15 protein-coding genes are annotated in these 18408 nt (G+C 61.1%); 13 read left to right on the top strand and 2 right to left on the bottom strand.

Going from position 1 to position 18408, the window contains the following annotated elements; genetic code table 11:
* Positions 1-7 precede the first annotated feature (7 nt).
* From MK6180000_RS01115 to MK6180000_RS01055, 13 genes are all read left to right on the top strand, one after another.
* A complete protein-coding gene (locus MK6180000_RS01115; RefSeq protein ID WP_138933051.1) occupies positions 8-802 on the top strand; it encodes a shikimate dehydrogenase family protein in 795 nt (264 codons plus the stop codon).
* Positions 802-2193 carry an FAD-binding oxidoreductase gene (locus MK6180000_RS01110; RefSeq protein WP_138933050.1) on the top strand — a complete coding sequence of 464 codons (1392 nt, stop codon included), beginning with the start codon at positions 802-804 and terminating at the stop codon, positions 2191-2193. Before MK6180000_RS01115 ends, MK6180000_RS01110 begins: the two co-directional genes overlap by 1 nt.
* Positions 2186-3784 (top strand): GMC family oxidoreductase, encoded by a 1599-nt coding sequence (locus MK6180000_RS01105; protein WP_138933049.1) that lies wholly within the window; start codon positions 2186-2188, stop codon positions 3782-3784. The genes MK6180000_RS01110 and MK6180000_RS01105 overlap by 8 nt, the downstream gene beginning before the upstream one ends.
* A gap of 12 nt (positions 3785-3796) precedes the next feature.
* On the top strand, positions 3797-4591 hold the full coding sequence (locus tag MK6180000_RS01100; RefSeq protein WP_138933048.1) for an SDR family NAD(P)-dependent oxidoreductase: 795 nt from the start codon (positions 3797-3799) through the stop codon (positions 4589-4591).
* A 16-nt stretch (positions 4592-4607) separates the two neighbouring features.
* On the top strand, positions 4608-5351 hold the full coding sequence (locus MK6180000_RS01095) for an SDR family NAD(P)-dependent oxidoreductase (RefSeq protein WP_138933047.1): 744 nt from the start codon (positions 4608-4610) through the stop codon (positions 5349-5351).
* An 18-nt stretch (positions 5352-5369) separates the two neighbouring features.
* Positions 5370-7556 (top strand): alpha-ketoacid dehydrogenase subunit alpha/beta, encoded by a 2187-nt coding sequence (locus MK6180000_RS01090; RefSeq protein WP_138933046.1) that lies wholly within the window; start codon positions 5370-5372, stop codon positions 7554-7556.
* 277 nt (positions 7557-7833) lie between these two features.
* Positions 7834-10566: an ATP-binding protein gene (locus tag MK6180000_RS01085; protein ID WP_138933045.1), complete on the top strand. Its 2733-nt coding sequence runs from the start codon at positions 7834-7836 to the stop codon at positions 10564-10566.
* Between the two features lie 138 nt (positions 10567-10704).
* Entirely contained in the window at positions 10705-13593 is a 2889-nt protein-coding gene (locus MK6180000_RS01080; protein WP_138933044.1) for a monovalent cation/H+ antiporter subunit A, read from the top strand.
* Position 13594: 1 nt separating this feature from the next.
* On the top strand, positions 13595-13936 hold the full coding sequence (locus MK6180000_RS01075) for a Na+/H+ antiporter subunit C (protein WP_138933043.1): 342 nt from the start codon (positions 13595-13597) through the stop codon (positions 13934-13936).
* Positions 13933-15519 (top strand): monovalent cation/H+ antiporter subunit D, encoded by a 1587-nt coding sequence (locus MK6180000_RS01070; RefSeq protein WP_138933042.1) that lies wholly within the window; start codon positions 13933-13935, stop codon positions 15517-15519. The genes MK6180000_RS01075 and MK6180000_RS01070 overlap by 4 nt, the downstream gene beginning before the upstream one ends.
* 1 nt (position 15520) lies before the next feature.
* The gene (locus MK6180000_RS01065) at positions 15521-16021 is read left to right on the top strand and encodes a Na+/H+ antiporter subunit E (RefSeq protein WP_138933041.1); all 501 of its coding nucleotides are present in this window, start codon (positions 15521-15523) and stop codon (positions 16019-16021) included.
* Positions 16022-16035: 14 nt separating this feature from the next.
* Positions 16036-16305, top strand: coding sequence for a K+/H+ antiporter subunit F (locus MK6180000_RS01060; RefSeq protein WP_138936285.1), 270 nt, complete (start codon positions 16036-16038; stop codon positions 16303-16305).
* Positions 16302-16691 (top strand): Na+/H+ antiporter subunit G, encoded by a 390-nt coding sequence (locus tag MK6180000_RS01055; protein ID WP_138933040.1) that lies wholly within the window; start codon positions 16302-16304, stop codon positions 16689-16691. The genes MK6180000_RS01060 and MK6180000_RS01055 overlap by 4 nt, the downstream gene beginning before the upstream one ends.
* 19 nt (positions 16692-16710) lie before the next feature.
* Here MK6180000_RS01055 and MK6180000_RS01050 read toward each other — a convergent pair whose 3' ends face one another.
* Positions 16711-17787 (bottom strand): GGDEF domain-containing protein, encoded by a 1077-nt coding sequence (locus tag MK6180000_RS01050; protein ID WP_171054488.1) that lies wholly within the window; start codon positions 17785-17787, stop codon positions 16711-16713.
* On the bottom strand, positions 17784-18371 hold the full coding sequence (locus MK6180000_RS01045) for a heme NO-binding domain-containing protein (protein ID WP_138933039.1): 588 nt from the start codon (positions 18369-18371) through the stop codon (positions 17784-17786). Before MK6180000_RS01045 ends, MK6180000_RS01050 begins: the two co-directional genes overlap by 4 nt.
* Between the last annotated feature and the right edge of the window lie 37 nt (positions 18372-18408).

Raw genomic sequence — 18408 nt, 5'->3', positions numbered from 1 at the left:
CAGAAAAATGAGCGAAATCACCGGCAATACCCGCGTCTACGGCATCCTCGCCGATCCTATTCACCATGTGAAAACGCCGCAGGTGATGAACCGCCTTTTTGCCGAGATCGGCCATGACGGCGTGCTGGTGCCGCTGCATGTGGGTGCGGATGGGCTAGAGGATGCAGTGCGCGGGCTGCGCAACATCCAAAGCCTTGCGGGCCTCATCGTGACCGTCCCGCACAAGACTGTGATCCCGGACCTCTGCGATGATCTGACCGATCAGGCGCGCATGGTCGGCGCAGTGAATTGCATTCGCAGGGACGCAGATGGGAAACTGACGGGCGCGATCCTTGATGGTGTTGGCTTTGTCGAGGGGCTGAGAGATGGCGGGTTTGACCCCAAAGGCCTGTCCGTCATTCTGGCCGGTGCAGGCGGCGCGGCCAGCGCCATCGCCTTTGCCTTGGCGGATGCGGGCATTACCGCGCTAACCATTGCCAACCGGACCGAGGCACGTGCCAAAGACCTGGCCGCGCGCGTCGCCGCCGCCTATCCAGATGTCACGCTATCCACCGATGCCACCGCTGTGGCTGCGGCGGATCTGGTCGTCAACGCGACGTCGCTGGGGATGCGCGAGGGCGATCCGCTGCCACTGGACGCAAAGCAACTCCGCAAAGGCCAGATCATCGCCGAGGCGATCATGGAACCCGCCGTCACCCCCCTCCTCGCCGCCGCTGAAAAGGTAGGCGCGCGCACCCATCCGGGCCTGCCAATGTTGCAATCTCAGGCACGATTGATGGCCGAATTTATGGGCGCGCTCTGATGCGGGACGGGAGCGGCTTGCTGGATGATCTGCGCGATATAGTCGGCGACTGCGCCGTGCTGATCGGTGCGGACATGGCCGCCTACGCCACCGATTGGCGCGATCTCTTTCACGGCACGCCGCTTTGCGTCGTGCGACCTGCCACCACCGATGAGGTTTCAAAATCAGTTGCCGCCTGTGCCCTCGCTGGCGCGGGGATCGTTCCGCAGGGTGGCAATACAGGCCTCGCGGGCGGCGCCACGCCGGATCTTAGCGGAACGCAGGTCATCATCGCGCTGGACCGCATGACCGCCATTCGGCGGATCGACCCCGTTGGCATGACCGCCCTCGTCGAGGCAGGCGCGATCCTGAAAACGGTCAAGGACGCCGCTGAGGAAGAAAACCGCCTACTGCCCATCAGCCTAGCTGCCGAAGGATCGGCCCGCATTGGCGGGTTGATTGCGACCAATGCGGGCGGCGTTGATGTGCTGCGCTACGGCATGACGCGCGCGCTGGTGCTGGGGCTGGAGGTTGTTCTGCCAGACGGCCAGATCCTCAGCCGACTGCGCCATCTGCGCAAGGATAACGCCGGGTATGATCTGAAGCAGCTTTTCATCGGGACCGAAGGCACCCTTGGCATCGTTACCGCCGCCGTCCTGCGTCTTGTGCCTTTGCCACGTCACCGCGCGACCGCGCTGATCGCCGTGCCGGATATCGGCGCTGCAATCCAGCTTTATACTCACGCGCAAAGCGAGATTGGAGAAGCGCTGTCTGCGTTTGAGCTGATCTCGGGCGCGGGTCTGGACCTCGTAACCGCGCATACGGGCCAAAACGCGCCAATCAAAGGCGCAGACTGGTATCTGCTGATTGAGGCCGGATCGTCCCTACCCGGCCTGCGCGAGGCTGCTGAGACCCTGCTAGAGACAGCCTTCACCGAAGGATGGGCAACCGACGGCGTACTGGCCGAATCGGGCGCGCAGGCTGACGCCCTTTGGTCCCTGCGCGAGTCCCTGACCGAGGCCGAGGGCAAGGCTGGCGGCGCGATCAAGCATGACATTTCTGTGCCAATTACCGAGATTGACACCGTCCTGCGCGAGGCGGGAGAGATGCTGAGCCGTACTGCGCCCGACGCGAGGCTAAACGTGTTCGGACATTTGGGCGACGGCAACCTGCATTACAACGTGATGAATGTCCCCAAGGCTGATGCGCACCGCGTAAATGCCGCCGTGCATGACGTGGTGGCGCGGCACGGCGGCTCCATCTCGGCCGAGCACGGACTGGGGCAATACCGCGTGGCCGAATGGGCGCGCCTAGCCAGCCCGACTGAGCATGATCTGACCCACCGGATTAAGGACGCACTGGACCCGCGCGGCATCTTGAACCCCGGCAAGGTAGTACCGCAACATGACTGAAATCTATGACTACATCATCGTCGGCGGTGGCACTGCGGGCTGCGTTCTGGCCAACCGACTGACTGCGTCGGGCAAGCATAGGGTCGCGCTGATCGAGGCCGGAGGCGACGGTCAAAGCCATTGGGTCAATGTCCCCGCCGGATTTTCCAAACTTTTGACCAACCCGCGCCACAACTGGCGACTGATCAGCGAGCCCGAAGAGGCGACGATGAATCGCCAGATCGCAATTCCTAAGGGTAAGGGGCTGGGCGGCTCGACCCTGATCAATGGGATGATCTATGTGCGCGGCCAGCCGCAGGACTTTGACGGCTGGGCGCAGCGCGGCTGCACCGGGTGGGGGTTCGACGACGTCCTTCCGTACTTTAAGAAAGTTGAGGATTACGACGAGGCCAGCGGCGACCTTCGCGCGCGCGGCGGCCCCCTTCCTTTGACCAAAGTGCAGGAGCGGCCCGAGATCGGACGTGCCTTTATCAACGCGGCCAAGGCGGCGGGCCACCCTGAGAATGACGACTACAACGGGGCGTCACAGGACGGCTTTGGCTATTATCAAGTTAATCAAAAGAATGGCCGCCGTGTCAGCGCCGCAGCCGCCTATCTGGACCCCATCCGCAAGCGGCCCAATCTGGCAGTTTTGACCGGCGCGCAGGCCAGCCGCATCCTGCTGGACGGTGCTCGCGCCGTGGGGGTTGAGCTGCGTCAAGGTGGCACAATCCGGCAGATCCACAGCAAGGCCGAGGTGATCCTTGCCGCCGGTGCCTTTCACTCGCCTCAACTATTGGAGCTATCGGGCATCGGTGATCCGGAGGTGCTGCGCACCGCGGGGGTGGAGGTCACACACGCCGCCCCCGGCGTCGGCGCCAATTACATCGACCACTACTGCACGCGGATGAACTGGCGCGTGACCCAGCCCGTCACGCTGAACGAGATGACGCGCGGGCTGTCGCTGGTAAAGTCAGTCCTTCAATATGCGCTGACGCGCAAGGGCATCCTGACCTACGGCACGGGCCTTGTGCATGGCTTCATGCGGACGCGGCCCGATATCGAGGGGCCGGACGTGCAGTTGTTCTTCTTGCACGCCAGCTATGCCAACGCCGCCGAGCGTACGCTCGACAAGGCACCGGGCATGACGATCGGCGTCACGCAACTGCGCCCGGAATCGCGCGGCACAGTGCACATCGCGGCGCCGGGGATAGATTTGGCGCCTGTTATCTGCCCTAATTTCCTAAGCACACCGGAGGACCGCCGCGCCATGGTGGACGGGATGAAGTTGACGCGCGAAGTCGTATCGCAATCCCCGATGGACCCCTTTCGAGGCGCCGAGCTCAGCCCCGGCGAGGCGTGCCAGACGGACGCCGATTGGCTGCAATTTGCGCGCGATAATGGCCAGACAATCTATCACGCCAGCGGCACATGCCGCATGGGCGCGGATGACGCGTCCGTCGTAGATCCGTCGCTGAAAGTCCGAGGTGTCACTGGCCTGCGTGTGGTCGATGCGTCGATCATGCCGACCATCGTTTCGGGCAACACGCAGGCCGCAGTCTTTATGATCGCCGAAAAAGGCGCTGACCTGATTTTGTCCGACGCCCGGTAGAGAGGCACTGATATGAAACGAGAATTTGCACCTGCCACCTATCCCGGCCTCAAGGGGCGCGCCGTGCTGAACACGGGCGGCGCCAAAGGGATTGGCTATGCCATGGCGCAGTCATTTGCCCGGCACGGCGCGCACTTACTGCTAATGGACATGGACGGGGCTGCGCTGGTCGAGGCCGCCGCGAAATTGCGCGCCCAATTCCCCGAAGTGCGGGTTGAGACCCATTCCGGTTCCGTCACCGATGAGGCCGATGTTGAGGCCGCTTGCGCCGCTTGCGAGGGGGCCTTTGGCAGCATCGACATATTGCTGACCAACGCGGGTATTTCAATGAACCGGCCCAGCACAGCACTCACGCTGGACGAATGGCGGCGCGCCATCGACGTCAACCTTACGGGCACGTTCATCTGCGCGCAGGCAGTCGCCAAACGCATGATCGCACAAGGCGGCGGCGTTATACTGAACACTGCGTCGATGTGGGGCCTCGCCGCGTCGCCGCGCCGCGCGGCCTACTGCGCGGCCAAGGCAGGCGTCATTTCCTTGACCGAAACGCTGGCAGGTGAATGGGCGCCGCACGGCATCCGCGTCAACGCGATTTGCCCCGGCTACATTCGCACCGCCCTGACCGATGAGCTGATCGGCAACGGAAAGCTGGATCTGCCCGCCATCGAGGCGCGCACGCCTATGGGCCGCATGGGCACGCCCGAAGAAGTGGCCGAGATGGCTGTTTATCTAGCCTCTGACGCCGCCGTTTTTATCACGGGTCACGCGCATTTGTCAGATGGCGGCTTTCTGGCGCGAACGTTTTGAGGGGGAAGGTAACACCATGAATGCGAGCTTCGATTTCACAGATCGCACGCTGGTCCTGACCGGCGCGGCGGGCGGCATCGGGCGCACTATCGCGAAGCTCTTTCATGCCTCGGGGGCCAATCTGGTGCTGGGCGATTGGAACGCAGATGCGCTGCAAGCATTGTCAGGCGAGCTGGGCGGCGCGCGTATCGCAACGCTGGCGGGCGACGCTGCCAACCCTGAGGACGCGCTGGCACTGGTCGATCTCGCCGCCTCGCGCTTTGGCGGCATCGACTTTCTCATCCCCGGCGCGGGCATCTATCCGGCCCAGCCGTTTGCGGACATGACCGATGATCAGTGGCGGCGCACCATGTCGATCAACCTCGACGGTGTGTTCTATATCTGTCGCCGCGCGGTGCCGCATCTGAAACCGGGTGGCGCGATCACTTTCCTCACCTCCCTTGCCCCGCATCGCGGCGCACAGACCAATGCGCATTACGCCGCAGCCAAGGGCGCGGTCGGTGCGCTGATGCGCAGCCTCACGCGCGAATTGGCGCCGCATATCCGTTGCAACGCTATTGCGCCCGGCATTATCGACACTGCCATGATTGGCGATCTGATGAAAACACGCGGCGATGAGACACTGAAATCGACGCCCCTCGCCCGCCTCGGCCAAGCGAAAGAGGTGGCCAGCGTCGCCGCGTTCCTATGCAGCGACGCGGCCAGTTTTGTCACCGGTGAGACGATCCAGGTCAATGGCGGCCTCTACATGGTGGCCTAGGTCACGAAAGGACCAGATATGCCCGAATTTCACGACCTGAAACCACTCGCATTTTGGCGCGAGGTCATCGTCACAGACGCTGATCGCAATGCTATCGATCCCGGGACGGGCTGCACGATCCTTGCCCAGTTGCACCTCATCCGAGCGTTCGAGGAAAAGGTGTTGGACCTTGCCGGGCAGCAACTGGTGCATGGCCCCGCGCACTCGGCCATCGGGCAGGAGGGCGGCGCTGTCGGCTCAGCTATGGCGCTGAAGGACGGCGATCAGGTCAATGGATCACATCGGGCGCATCACCAGTTTTTGGCAAAATCGCTGAGGCATTTGGCTAGCCGCATTTCCGCGACGGACGACTTCTCTGGCGATATTCGCGATCTGTCGAAACGCACAATGGCCGAAATCATGGGCCTCGCCCAAGGCTTCTGCCGGGGGCGCGGCGGCTCAATGCATTTGCGGTGGGAGGAGGCGGGCAACCTCGGCACCAACGCAATCGTAGGCGGCGGCGTCCCAATGGCAGCGGGCGCGGCATGGGCGCATCGAAACGCGGGCACGGACCGCGTCGTCTATAGCTACTTTGGCGACGGCGCGACTAACATCGGATCTGTGCTGGAGACGATGAACATTGCCGCCGCGTGGAAGTTACCGATTTGCTTTTTTATCGAAAATAATCGCTATGCGGTGTCCACAACGGTCGAGGAATCCACCGCCGAGCCGCGCCTTTCGTCGCGCGGGCTGGCCTTTGGCATCCCGGCATTCAAAGTTGACGGGATGGACCCCATCGCCGTTTATCATGCGTCCATGGCTGCGAACGAGATCATGCGCGCCGGGGACGGCCCCACGGTGATCGAGGCCGACCTCTACCGCTATTTCCACCAAAACGGCCCCCTGCCCGGCAGCGCATTCGGCTATCGCGACAAGGCCGAAGAAGCCGAATGGCGCGCCCGCGATCCGCTAGACGCGATGGCGCGCAATCTGATGGAGCGGCAAGTGCTGGGCGAGGACGACATTACCGCGCTGCGCGGCCGCTCGGTGGCGTTGATGGCTGATGTAGCAAGCGAGTTGATCGAAGAGGTGGATGGCAAGCCCCGGATTATTCCCGCCCTCTGGCCCGAGGAAAACTTTCGCGATGCTGGTCTGCGCGGTGATCTGTCCGAGTTCGACGGCGTACGCACCGCCGAAGAGGCCAACTTTGACGGCGCTCTGCACGAGGCGCGATTTGTCGATACGGTCGCCGACGTCATGCACCGCCGGATGGAGCAAGACGCGCGCATCGTTGTTCTGGGCGAGGACGTGCACCGCCTAAAGGGCGGCACCAACGGCGCGACCCGCGGGCTGACCGATGCGTTCCCAGACCGCATTCTTGGCACACCGATCAGCGAAAATGCCTTTACCGGGATCGCGGCGGGCATGGCCGCCGATGGGCGCGTGCGTCCCGTCATCGAGTTCATGTATCCCGATTTCATGTGGGTCGCCGCCGATCAGGTGTTTAACCAAATTGGCAAGTTCCGCCATATGTTCGGCGGTGATGCCGACATGCCGCTGGTCCTGCGCACCAAGGTGGCGATTGGCACCGGCTATGGCTCGCAGCACTCGATGGACCCGGCCGGGATCTTTGCCACCGCGCCCGGCTGGCGCATCGTCGCGCCATCCACACCGTTCGACTACGTGGGGCTAATGAACGCCGCGCTTCTCTGCCGCGATCCAGTTTTGGTGCTGGAGCATGTGGAACTCTACGGCGCGAAGGGCGCTGCACCGGTTGATGATTTTGACTACATCATTCCGCTGGGCAAGGCCAAGGTAGTGCGCCCCGGTTCAAAGCTGACCGTGCTAACCTATCTGGCGATGGTCGAGAAAACGCGCCTAGTGGTTGAAGAGCTGGGCGTTGATGCTGAGGTCATCGACCTGCGTAGCCTGGACCGCGCGGGGCTGGATTGGGACACAATAGAGGCATCAATTCGCAAGACCAACAATGTGTTGATCGTTGAGCAGGGCGCACAAGGCACCTCATACGGAGGGTGGCTGGCAGACGCATTGCAGCGCCGCGTGTTCGACTGGCTGGACCAGCCAATTGCGCGCGTTACGGGGGCCGAGGCATCGCCCAGCATCTCAAAAGTGTTGGAAACCGCCGCCAGCGCCGGTACGCAAGAGATCGCGGCCGGACTGAGGCAGGTGATGTCTGACATGGGAGATCCGCTGCCGATACGCTGACTTGGAGCCTCATGTTTGAGCAAAGAGGGCGGTCAAGCCTTCCGTTGCCTACTCAACCCGCCGCTGAAGAAATGCCGTTTCTTGCGGGGGCAAGCCTATTTATCCCTCAGATTGGTGCAATCCGCGCGATAACGGGTTTTGGACTGTTGACGCAGAGGCAAGTGTCATTAGACTTTGGCAATCGCCTAAAGGTTGTAATCCCGGCAAAAGATGTCGAGATGGTCCGACACCCTTGCGGCGGGGCGATCGCACGGCAATTCCACCGAAGAGCGAGATCATGACACATTTGAGCGCGCGCACCCCTTCGGAACTGGAAATGTTTGCCCATCTAAGCGTTCCGATTTGGGTATTTGATCTGGACCGGTACCGCATCTGGTGGGGCAACGACGCGGCATTGGAATTTTGGAAGGCGGGAAGCATGGACGCGCTGCGCGCGCGCGACTTCTCCACCGATAGCGATACAGTTCATCTGCGCTTGCGCCAGACTTTGCAGGAATTGGGCAAGTCAGGCAAAATTTATGAAACTTGGACGCTCTATCCAGCCGGGGCCCCCGTACGTTTGACGCTGTCCTGCCGGTCGATTGAAATTGAAGACGGGCGCGCGGCGCTTTTTGTCGAAGCCTCCCATATCACCGGGCCCCAAACCGACATTCAATCCGCCCGCCTGCAGGAAAGCGTGCGCTACGCAGCGGCCATGCTCAGTATGTATGCGATGGACGGCGCGTTGCTCACGCAGAACGCTCATGCGTTTGCCTGTTATGGCGGGCCAGACCCCAGCGCCACAGGCTCGCAGATAGGCCACCTATCACAGCGATTAAGCGCGCCGGGCGCTGCCGCGTCACTACTGGCAGACATTGCGCAATTCAAAGACTTCGACGCGGAATTGGCGGTGCAGACCGCGGCTGGCCACCGCATCCACCGCGTCAGGGCCCATCAGGGACGCGATCCGGCAACCGGCGATGCCGTTGCGGTGTTGAACGAAGACGACATCACCGATGTCGTCGAAATGCGCGAACGATTGCACGCACTGAACACCAATCTGGAGCGTCACGTGGCAGAACGAAGCCGCCAATTGCAAATCAGCGAAGAGCGTTTCTCGCTCGCGATGCAGGGAGCTAATGATGGGCTGTGGGATTTGGATATCGCGTCCGGCGACGTCTATCTGGCGCCTCGCTGGTACACGATGATGGGATACGCCCCCGGCGAAGTAGAGGTATCCGCCACAGCGATACTCAACTTAGTCCACCCCGGGGATCGCCATTTGGTCGATCCTGCGCGCCTGACTGCAGGCGCACAGGAAGGGCCCGCCGCCGAGACGGAATTTCGACTGCGTCATAAGGATGGCCACTGGGTAGATGTCCTGACCCGCGCATTCGTTGTTGTGCGCGACGGCACAGTCACGCGGATGGTGGGCACAAACCTGGACATAACAGAGCGCAAGAAAACCGAGCGGTCGCTGCGCAGGCTCAAAGAGATCCTTTTCGAGGGTAGCGAGGCGTTGCCTGTCGGGGTCGCCTATTTCGATTCGGAACTCAAGCTGGTGATGTGGAACAGCCTCTATGCGACCATGCAGCCGCGATGCGCTGCCATTTTGGTGCCCGGCACAAAGTTTGCCGATATTCTGAAAGCGTCCCGCGACAGCAGCGATCCCGGCGATGCAGGCGGCAACATTGCCAGTCGGTTGGCGCAGGCCAGAAAAAGCCCTCAGAACTGGGTGGAAACCCTTGGCGATGGTCGCACCTTTGCGCAGGCGGCGATCCCTACCAGCGGCGACGGCGTGATCGCCGTTGTTGAGGACATCACCGAGAAACGCGCGCGTCAAAGGCAACTGAGGCAGGCGCAAAAAATGGAGGCGGTCGGCCAGCTTACAGGTGGAGTTGCGCATGATTTCAATAATTTGCTAGCTGTCATCATGGGCAACCTCGAGCTGCTGGATATGGAGGTCAGCCAGCCGGGCGGTGCCCCGGCGGACCCCACTGAGGCGCGCGGCCTGATTGCAACCGCGCTGGACGCAGTTAGGCAGGGGGCGGACCTGACCGGCAGCATGCTGTCCTATGCGCGCAAGGCGCAACTAGCGCCCAAGATCGTCGATATTAACGAGACAGTGCGTCAAACCGAGCGCTGGATGCGGCGGGCAATCGAGTCAAATGTGGTGATCGAGGCAAACCTGCCAACGGGGATCGACCCGGTGCGCCTCGATGGTAGCGCATTGCAAAATGCGCTGCTTAATCTGGTGCTGAACGCCCGCGACGCGATGCCTAGCGGTGGCACGCTCAAAATCGAGACGCAGAATGTGAGGATCGACGACGGCTACTTTGATCATCCGGCCGAGACGGTATCGCCCGGATGCTACGTCATGGTATCGGTCAGCGACGATGGCGCAGGCATCGCGCCCGAGGTGATTGAGCAGATTTATGATCCGTTCTTTACGACCAAGCCAGTCGGCAAGGGCAGCGGTCTAGGTTTGTCCATGGTCGAGGGGTTCGTGCGCCAATCAGGCGGCACCATCCGCGTCCGCTCGGTCCAAGGCCAAGGCACATGTTTTTGCCTCTACTTTCGCGCCGAGGCGCAGGAGGCGACAAGCGCAACCCCCGTCGAGGCCGCCGCCACGCCCGAAATTCAGGCGACCAAAGCACGGGTCCTGCTGGTCGAGGACCGCCCCGAAGTCATGCTGGTGTTGGAGCGCATATTATTGAGTGCAGGCTACGACGTACTGACCGCAATGAACGGCGATGCCGGTTTTGAATTATTTAAGACCGCTCGGGATTTCGATCTGGTGGTGACCGATATCGTCATGCCGGGCCGCCTACAGGGCCCTGCGTTCGCCCAAGCCTGCCGCCGCCTGAGGCCAAGTATGCCCTTCATCTTTCTGTCTGGCTATGCCCCCGATTCAACAGCGCAGGACGAGGCGCTGCAGGACGGCGATCCGCGGCTGATGAAACCGATTTCGCGCGATGACCTGCTGGCCGCTATAAGCAAATGCCTGAACGGTGCTGCAGTGTCCCGCTAACCGACCACGACGTTGCTGGCGGTCGGCTGCAATCGTCCTTGCTGTCATTTGTCCGATTTTCTGTCGGTTTTGCTTGAGGCCGGGGCAAAAGTCACTCATTTATGACCGGTCGGCCAAGGCCAAAGATCAGGAGTTCGCGTGTCCCTCTTCCTTATCGCCCTGCTTCCCTTTCTGGGGTCATTGCTACCCGGTCTCATGAACTCCGCAGGCCGCAGTGCCTGTGCCGGGGTGACTTTTACCGTCACGGCGGCCACTCTGATTGGCCTTTTGACCAACGCGCCCGCCGTATTGGCCGGCGAGGTGGTGACAGCCGGTATCGACTGGCTGCCCGCCATCGGGCTGAACGTGAATTTGATGCTGGACCCGCTCGGCTTCTTCTTCGCGTGCCTCATTCTGGGTATCGGTCTGCTCATCATCGCCTACGCACGCTACTACCTCGCGCGCGGCGACAACATGGGCGAATTTTTCACCTATCTGCTGCTATTCCAAGGCGCGATGGTAGGCATTGTCCTGTCGGATAACATCCTGCTCTTGCTGATCTTTTGGGAGTTGACGTCGCTATCGTCCTTCCTGCTGATCGGCTATTGGAAGCATCTGCCCGAAGGGCGTCAGGGCGCGCGCATGGCGCTGACGGTCACAGGAATGGGCGGGCTGGCAATGATTGCGGGGATGCTGATCCTTGGCCAGATTGTCGGCAGCTATGATCTTAGCGTCATTCTGCAGAACCGGGAGCTTGTTCAGGAGTCGCCGCTCTACGTCCCTGCGCTGATACTTATCCTGTTGGGCTGCTTCACAAAATCCGCGCAGTTCCCCTTCCACTTCTGGCTGCCGCACGCGATGGCCGCACCGACGCCTGTGTCGGCCTATCTGCATTCGGCGACAATGGTAAAGGCGGGCATCTTCTTGATGGCGCGCATGTGGCCGGTGCTATCTGGCACGCCGGAATGGTTCGTCATCGTCACCGGCACGGGCCTGATTACCATGGTTCTGGGCGCGGTCATCGCGCTATTCAAGCATGACCTCAAGGCGCTGCTCGCCTTCTCGACCGTCAGTCATCTGGGCCTGATCACGATGCTGCTGGGCACCGGCACAGCCTTTGGCGCGATGGCGGCTGTGTTTCACATTCTCAATCATGCGTCGTTCAAGGCGGCGCTGTTTATGTCCGCCGGCATCATCGACCACGGGACGCATACCCGCGACATTCGCCGCCTTGGCGGGCTGCGACATCTGATGCCGATCACCTTTGTAATTTCCACATTGGCTGCGCTATCGATGGCAGGAATTCCGCTGCTTAACGGCTTTCTCAGCAAGGAAATGATGCTGGAGGAGGCCTATCACACCACGCTCTTCGCCGCGCCGTGGCTGGTCCCTACTTTGGCGGTATTTGGCTCAATTTTCTCGGCGGCCTACTGCTTTCGCCTGATCGGGCATGTATTTCTTGGCCCCAAGCGTGACGATTATCCTGCCTCGCCGCACGATCCGGGCGCTGGCATGTGGTTGCCCCCTGCCCTGCTGATCATACCAGTGGTGGTGATTGGCCTCGCGCCTTTCATCGCCGAGCCGTTCGTCAAACTGGTGACAAGCGCCGTCCTCGGCGATGCCGCCGCCCTGCCCGACGTGCATTTCAAGATATGGCACGGGCTGACCCCGGCCCTATACATGTCGATGGTTGCGGTGGTCGGTGGCCTTATCATGCTGGCGCTCTTCACCCCCGCGCTGCGCCTATGGGACGCGGCCCCGCGCCCCGAGGCCAAAGTCATCTTTGACCGCGTGATCGGCTTGGCCGTCGCTGCGGCGCGCGGCATTATCCAGCCTCTTCATAACGGAGCGTTCTCGCGCTACGGCGCGATCATGGCGACCACTGTTCTGGCCGCCGGGCTGCATGCGTGGACCACCGGCACAGTTGGTCCCGCAGCCTACGAAATGACGCCTTTTAGCACGATCGCGATCGCTGGATGGCTGATGTTGGTCGCGGCAACTGTTGGGCTGGTCTTCCTTCATCGCAATCGCCTGTTGTCGCTAATTCTGATCGGTATCGTCGGCCTGATGGTGTCCATTGCGTTCGTCCATTTCAGCGCGCCTGATCTGGCCCTGACGCAATTTACCGTAGAGGTGGTGACGATCATCCTGATGCTGCTGGCTCTGAATTTCCTGCCCAACCACACGCCCATCGAATCGTCTGTCCTGCGCCGCACCCGCGACGCAGCAATAGCCATCGCCGGCGGTTTGGCCACGATGGGTCTGTCGTGGCATTATCTGCTGCGCGATCCAGTGGCTGCATCCATATCAGAATTCCATTTGGCGAACTCCTACAAAGGTGGCGGCGGCACGAACGTGGTCAACGTGATCCTCGTCGATTTCCGCGGCTTTGACACGTTCGGCGAGATCATCGTGCTGGGTATAGCGGCCTTGCTGATCTATGCGTTGACCGAGGCGCTGCTATCCGGCCCCGCCCGCGCCAAGCTACTGAATCGCAAACCAGATCAACCGCGCGCGGGCGACATTCACCCGCTGATGATGGTTGTCCTGACCCGCGTCATCATGCCTGTCGTGCTGATGGTCGGCTTCTACATCTTCTTGCGCGGCCATAATGAGCCGGGCGGCGGATTCATTGCCGGTCTGGTCGTGTCAATTGCCGTGGTTATGCAATACATGGCCAGCGGGTTTAGCTGGGCGTCGGCGCGCCTGCGCTATCCGTATCACGGCGTCATCGGCGCGGGCGTGCTGATCGCCGGCCTGACCGGGATGGGATCGTGGTTCTTTGGCAAGCCGTTCCTAACCTCTGATTTCGTCTATGTCCGCATTCCGCCGTTTGAAAAGTTCGAATTGGCCACCGCCGCCCTGTTTGACCTCGGCGTGTTCCTTGCGGTTGTCGGCGCGGTGATGCTGTCGCTGGAGAGTTTCTCGCGTCTCGCGCGCCGCGCTCATGTCGAAGACAGCGAGCACGCTATGGATATCGACCCATCCCGCGAAAGCGATCCGTCCGGCGACACCAGTGGTCCTCGCCTCACAGAACAGGAGGTCTGATATGGAACTGCTCGTCGCCTCCGCCATTGGCATCCTTACCTCGGCCGGCCTTTATCTGATGCTGCGCCTGCGCACTTTCCCGGTTATTATGGGCATCTCGCTGCTGACCTATGCGGTCAACGTGTTCCTTTTTGCATCTGGCCGCCTGACCGTGGGCGCCCCCCCAATCCTTGGCGACGCGGACATCTATACCGATCCGCTGCCACAGGCGCTGGTACTTACCGCGATCGTCATCTCGTTTGGCATGACTGCAGTTGCGGTCATGATGGCGCTAGGGTCATATCTGGGCGCCGATGACGACCGCGTCAACGATCCGGCCAATGACCCGGAGGACGTGACATGAGCCACTGGATTATTCTCCCCGTCATCCTGCCTGCGATCCTGGCACCCTTTATTGTGTTGGCCGCGCGCCATCATATTGGCATCCAGCGAACGCTTGCGGTCGCCGGTGTTGCGGCGCTGATCGGAATCGCTGCGGCGCTTGCATGGCAGGCGGCGGACGGGACAATCACGATCTACCAGCTAGGCGATTGGGCCGCGCCATTCGGTATCGTGCTGGTCGCGGACCGGCTGTCCACACTGATGGTGCTGTTGACGGCAACCTTGGGCCTTTTCGTATTGCTCTACGCTATCGGATCAGGATGGGACGAACGCGGCCGCCATTTCCATGCGCTGTTTCAATTCCAGTTGATGGGCCTGATGGGCGCATTCCTGACTGGGGATCTGTTCAACCTCTTTGTCTTTTTCGAGGTGCTGCTGATCGCATCCTACGGCCTTATGATCCACTCTGGCGGTGCGGTGCGACTGCGCGCCGGCGTGCAATACGTCCTTTATAATCTACTTGGATCAACCTTGTTTCTTTTTGCGCTTGGCGCGCTCTACGCCGAGACGGGAACGCTCAACATGGCCGATCTGGCAGTGCGCATCGCCCAGATCGACATGGGCGGCACGGTGGGTATCCGCGTCGCGGCGGTTCTGCTGCTCCTTGTCTTTGCGGTTAAGGCGGCAGTCGTTCCACTGCATTTCTGGCTGCCGTCCAGCTATGCCGAGGCGCCGGGCCCTGTCGCCGCACTCTTCGCCATTATGACCAAGGTGGGGGCGTATGCCATCATTCGCGTCTATACCCTGATATTTCCGCCCGATCTGGCGGCCACGGCAGGATTATACGGACTATGGCTATTGCCTGCGGCGCTGATCTCAGTCGCTATTGGCATGATCGGCGTTCTGGCCGCGCGGCGGCTGGATCGGTTGGTCGCCTACGCCACCATCGGCTCGATGGGGATGGTGATGGTCGCAATATCACTCTTTACCCCAGAAGGGATCGCCGCGGCGCTGTATTACATATTGCACTCGACGCTGTCCGCCGCGACGCTGTTTTTGATTGCTGATCTAGTGCGCACAGGACGTGGCAGTATGGCCCTGCGTGCAACGGCGCCAATGTCAGGTGCGGCGCTAACGGCTGGCATGTTCTTTGCCGCGGCCATAGCGATGGTCGGCCTGCCGCCGCTATCAGGCTTTGTCGGCAAGCTACTGATACTGGATGCGGCCGTGGCATCTCCATTGGTAGTTTGGATCTGGGCGGTAGTACTGGGCACAAGCCTGATCTGCCTCGTCGGGTTCTCCCGTGCTGGCAGCGTCCTGTTTTGGAAGGCGGACGCGGTACAGAACCCAGAAGTGGCCGTCATGCCGCCTGCGCCCAGCGCATTGGCCTATGTTGCTGTCGGGGGCCTGCTCGCGCTCATGGTCGCGCTGACAGTTTTTGCCGGACCGGTCTACCGCCATAGCACTGCCATCGCGGCGCAGCTCTTTGATCCTGCGCCCTATATCGGGGTGGTGCTGGATACCCCCGGCAAGCTAAGCGGCGATGGGGCGGGTGATGATGCGGGCCATGCAGAGGCGGATAAACAGGAAAGCGAGGACCACTGACATGATGCGCGCGTTCTATTGGCTCTTTCCACATCCGTTTCTAACGTTGCTTCTGGCAGCCGTATGGGCGTTGCTGGAAGGCACGTTGTCGCCCGGTATGCTGGTCTTTGGCTTGATCCTTGGGATCATCATCCCATGGGCCACGGCGGTTTGGTGGCCCGGCACACCGCGCGGTTTTCGGCTGGGCAGGATGATTGTCTATATCGTGATCGTGCTGTGGGATATCATGGTGGCAAATGTGCTTGTCGCGTGGATCGTGCTAACCAAATCCAACGCAAAACTGCGCCCAGCATGGGTTATCGTACCGCTGGACCTGCGCCAGCCTGAGGCAATCACGATCCTTGCGGGCACGATCACGCTGACGCCGGGGACTGTGTCGGCGGATCTGTCGGATGAGGGGCACAGCCTGTTGGTGCATGCCCTGCACACGGAAGATCCTGACGCTATCCGCGACGAGATCAAGCACCGCTACGAGCGCCGTTTGAAGGAGATTTTCGTATGATGGCCGCCACCCATATGATGAACATTGCGCTGTGGATCGCGTTCGGTGCTGTCGCCACCGCCCAGATCATGGCGATGATCCGTCTGATGATCGGGCCGGGCACGGGCGACCGAATCCTTGCGCTGGATACGATGGTGGTCAACGCGATCGGATTGATCGTCCTTCTGGGGATCGCGCAGGGCACAACGATCTATTTCGAGGTGACGCTGATCATCGCTATGCTGGGGTTTGTCAGCACGGTGGCCTACGCGCGCTTTGTTCTGCGGGGGGATATCATCGAATGATCTGGGAAATCGTTGCCACATACGCCGTTGCTGTTTGCCTGATCATCGGCGCGGTATTTTCATTGGTCGGCTCAATCGGGTTGCTCAAGTTCAACGATGCGATGACGCGCCTGCATGCCCCCACCAAGGTAGGCACAGTAGGGATTGGCGCGTTACTATTAGCATCGATGATCCACTCGTACACCATTGGGCAAGGTGCGCTGCACGAGTTGTTGATTATGGCCTTCCTGTTTGTGACCGCGCCTATTTCGGCGAATTTCATGGCAAAGGTGAATATCCATCGCCGCGATTGCGATTTGCCGCCGCCGCCGCCCAAAGACGATACGTGGTCCACTCTAGACGTCCCGGCAGCCGACCGCGAATTGGAGGAGCAGGCCGAAGCATGATTGCCCGGACGTGCACAGCTTAGCGCCCACTTGCCTTGTCGCTGATTTCGTTGCGCACTGCATCCGGCATCTTGAGATCGCGGCTAAACGGGACATGACGCGCTCGGCCGCGGTGCTTCGCTGTATAGAGCGCCGTATCTGCCTCCTGCATCATCTGTCCTAAGTCCGGCTGGGCGTAATCGCATGACAGCACAGATCCTGCGCTGGCGGATATTTGATAAACCTGCCCTGCAAATTGCAGTGGCTGCGACAGCCGCGTGATCATGCGGGCAGCGATGTCATGCACGCGTTCGGGATCTGTCACCCGCTCTAGAACCAGCACGAACTCATCGCCGCCGACACGCGCCACAGTATCGTCGCTGCGCGTCTCCTCAACCATTATCCGCGCCACTTCGCGCAGGACATGATCGCCCGCGGCATGGCCACCGGTGTCGTTGACCGCCTTGAAGAAATCTAGATCAATATGGATCAGCGCAAAGTCCTGTTCCGCCTCGGCCAGTCTGGCCAGAACATAGTCCAGCGCGCGGCGGTTGCGCAGGCCTGTCAGCGTATCGGTATAGGCCTGCTCCTCGGCGGCGATCATGGCGCCTTGCAGTCGCAGGTTTAACTTGCGTGACGCCTCCATCGCGGCAGTCTTGGCCTCGACCAGATAGAGCATTTCAACCGCAAGATCAGTCGCCGCAAAGTCGGTGCCGGTCAGTCCAAAGTCGCGCACCGCTGTGACGACCGAGATGCCGAACGAGAGGTTAATCAGCGCGCCGCCTTCTGGACCCCAGCCCGGCGGCAAAGGAACCAGCACCCCCTTTAGGTCTGTGCGCGCGCTGCTGCGGATACGCAGGTGCATCTTACCCCCAGCCCCGCCCATCAGTGCGGCCATAGAGCCGTCGCCGCGAGGGCGCTTGACCTCGAACAGCTCAGCAAATCGCGCGCCGATCACCGGAGCATCTGCGAAGAGCTTTAGCAAAGTAGGGCCTGCGTGGGTTACGTGCCCGGTTTCGCCCAGCACAACGTGCATCGGGCAGAGCACATCCATCATGGCAGCAAGGCCATCGCTAGGTGCTGAGTTCCGGGTCTGTGTCGCGCGACTGTTGCTCATACGGCTCTCGCAGCCAGGTCAAAGGTTCGCCCGCAGGTATGCTCGGCCGCTAGCAGCCGCACGTCTATGATCTCGCAGCCGTCACGCATCCCCTTGTGTTCTAGCAGCGCCAGCGCGCCATAGTCATCAGCGAGCGCCCTTAGCAAGCCAACGATCACATGGCCAAACCCCGGCAAATCTCCCCGGCAGCGAACGCTGTAGACATCAGCGCCATGCTCGCGCAACTCCAGCTCCGGCAGGTGCAAGTCCGGTACGGCCAGTTGCGCGCGCGCTGGAAGGTCATCAAGCGAATGAAGGAATTCGGTAAAGGTCGGGCCGCCGAATCGCAAAAGGCGCCGCAACGCCTCAACCTTGGGATGGGACACCAGATAGGTGCCGATATCCTCAAGGGTTTCAGTCAGAGGCCGGTTCAATTTGGCGGCAAGTGCGTCCAGCACAAGCCGCGTATAATCACTCTCATAGCTCAGCATTGGTTCGAATTCTGTGAATTCCAGACCTGCATCCCGCATCACGGCGCCCCAGACATCCCGTCCGTAGGTATCCCGAACGAACCGCTCTATGGCCCGGTTGATAAGTCCGTGCATGACACTCTCCGCTGCATTCACTCCAGATATGCCGCCC

Source organism: Roseovarius arcticus, assembly GCF_006125015.1.
Taxonomy (GTDB): domain Bacteria; phylum Pseudomonadota; class Alphaproteobacteria; order Rhodobacterales; family Rhodobacteraceae; genus Roseovarius; species Roseovarius arcticus.
Note: the sequence above shows the minus strand (reverse complement) of the source record. Positions and strands in the feature narration are given on the sequence as shown.

Excerpts from the sequence above, each read along its gene's own strand:
- MK6180000_RS01115 (WP_138933051.1), top strand. The coding sequence starts at position 8 with ATGAGCGAAATCACCGGCAATACCCGCGTCTACGGCATCCTCGCCGAT.
- MK6180000_RS01110 (WP_138933050.1), top strand. The coding sequence starts at position 802 with ATGCGGGACGGGAGCGGCTTGCTGGATGATCTGCGCGATATAGTCGGC.
- MK6180000_RS01105 (WP_138933049.1), top strand. The coding sequence starts at position 2,186 with ATGACTGAAATCTATGACTACATCATCGTCGGCGGTGGCACTGCGGGC.
- MK6180000_RS01100 (WP_138933048.1), top strand. The coding sequence starts at position 3,797 with ATGAAACGAGAATTTGCACCTGCCACCTATCCCGGCCTCAAGGGGCGC.
- MK6180000_RS01095 (WP_138933047.1), top strand. The coding sequence starts at position 4,608 with ATGAATGCGAGCTTCGATTTCACAGATCGCACGCTGGTCCTGACCGGC.
- MK6180000_RS01090 (WP_138933046.1), top strand. The coding sequence starts at position 5,370 with ATGCCCGAATTTCACGACCTGAAACCACTCGCATTTTGGCGCGAGGTC.
- MK6180000_RS01085 (WP_138933045.1), top strand. The coding sequence starts at position 7,834 with ATGACACATTTGAGCGCGCGCACCCCTTCGGAACTGGAAATGTTTGCC.
- MK6180000_RS01075 (WP_138933043.1), top strand. The coding sequence starts at position 13,595 with ATGGAACTGCTCGTCGCCTCCGCCATTGGCATCCTTACCTCGGCCGGC.
- MK6180000_RS01070 (WP_138933042.1), top strand. The coding sequence starts at position 13,933 with ATGAGCCACTGGATTATTCTCCCCGTCATCCTGCCTGCGATCCTGGCA.
- MK6180000_RS01065 (WP_138933041.1), top strand. The coding sequence starts at position 15,521 with ATGATGCGCGCGTTCTATTGGCTCTTTCCACATCCGTTTCTAACGTTG.
- MK6180000_RS01060 (WP_138936285.1), top strand. The coding sequence starts at position 16,036 with ATGATGAACATTGCGCTGTGGATCGCGTTCGGTGCTGTCGCCACCGCC.
- MK6180000_RS01055 (WP_138933040.1), top strand. The coding sequence starts at position 16,302 with ATGATCTGGGAAATCGTTGCCACATACGCCGTTGCTGTTTGCCTGATC.
- MK6180000_RS01050 (WP_171054488.1), bottom strand. The coding sequence starts at position 17,787 with ATGAGCAACAGTCGCGCGACACAGACCCGGAACTCAGCACCTAGCGAT.
- MK6180000_RS01045 (WP_138933039.1), bottom strand. The coding sequence starts at position 18,371 with ATGCACGGACTTATCAACCGGGCCATAGAGCGGTTCGTTCGGGATACC.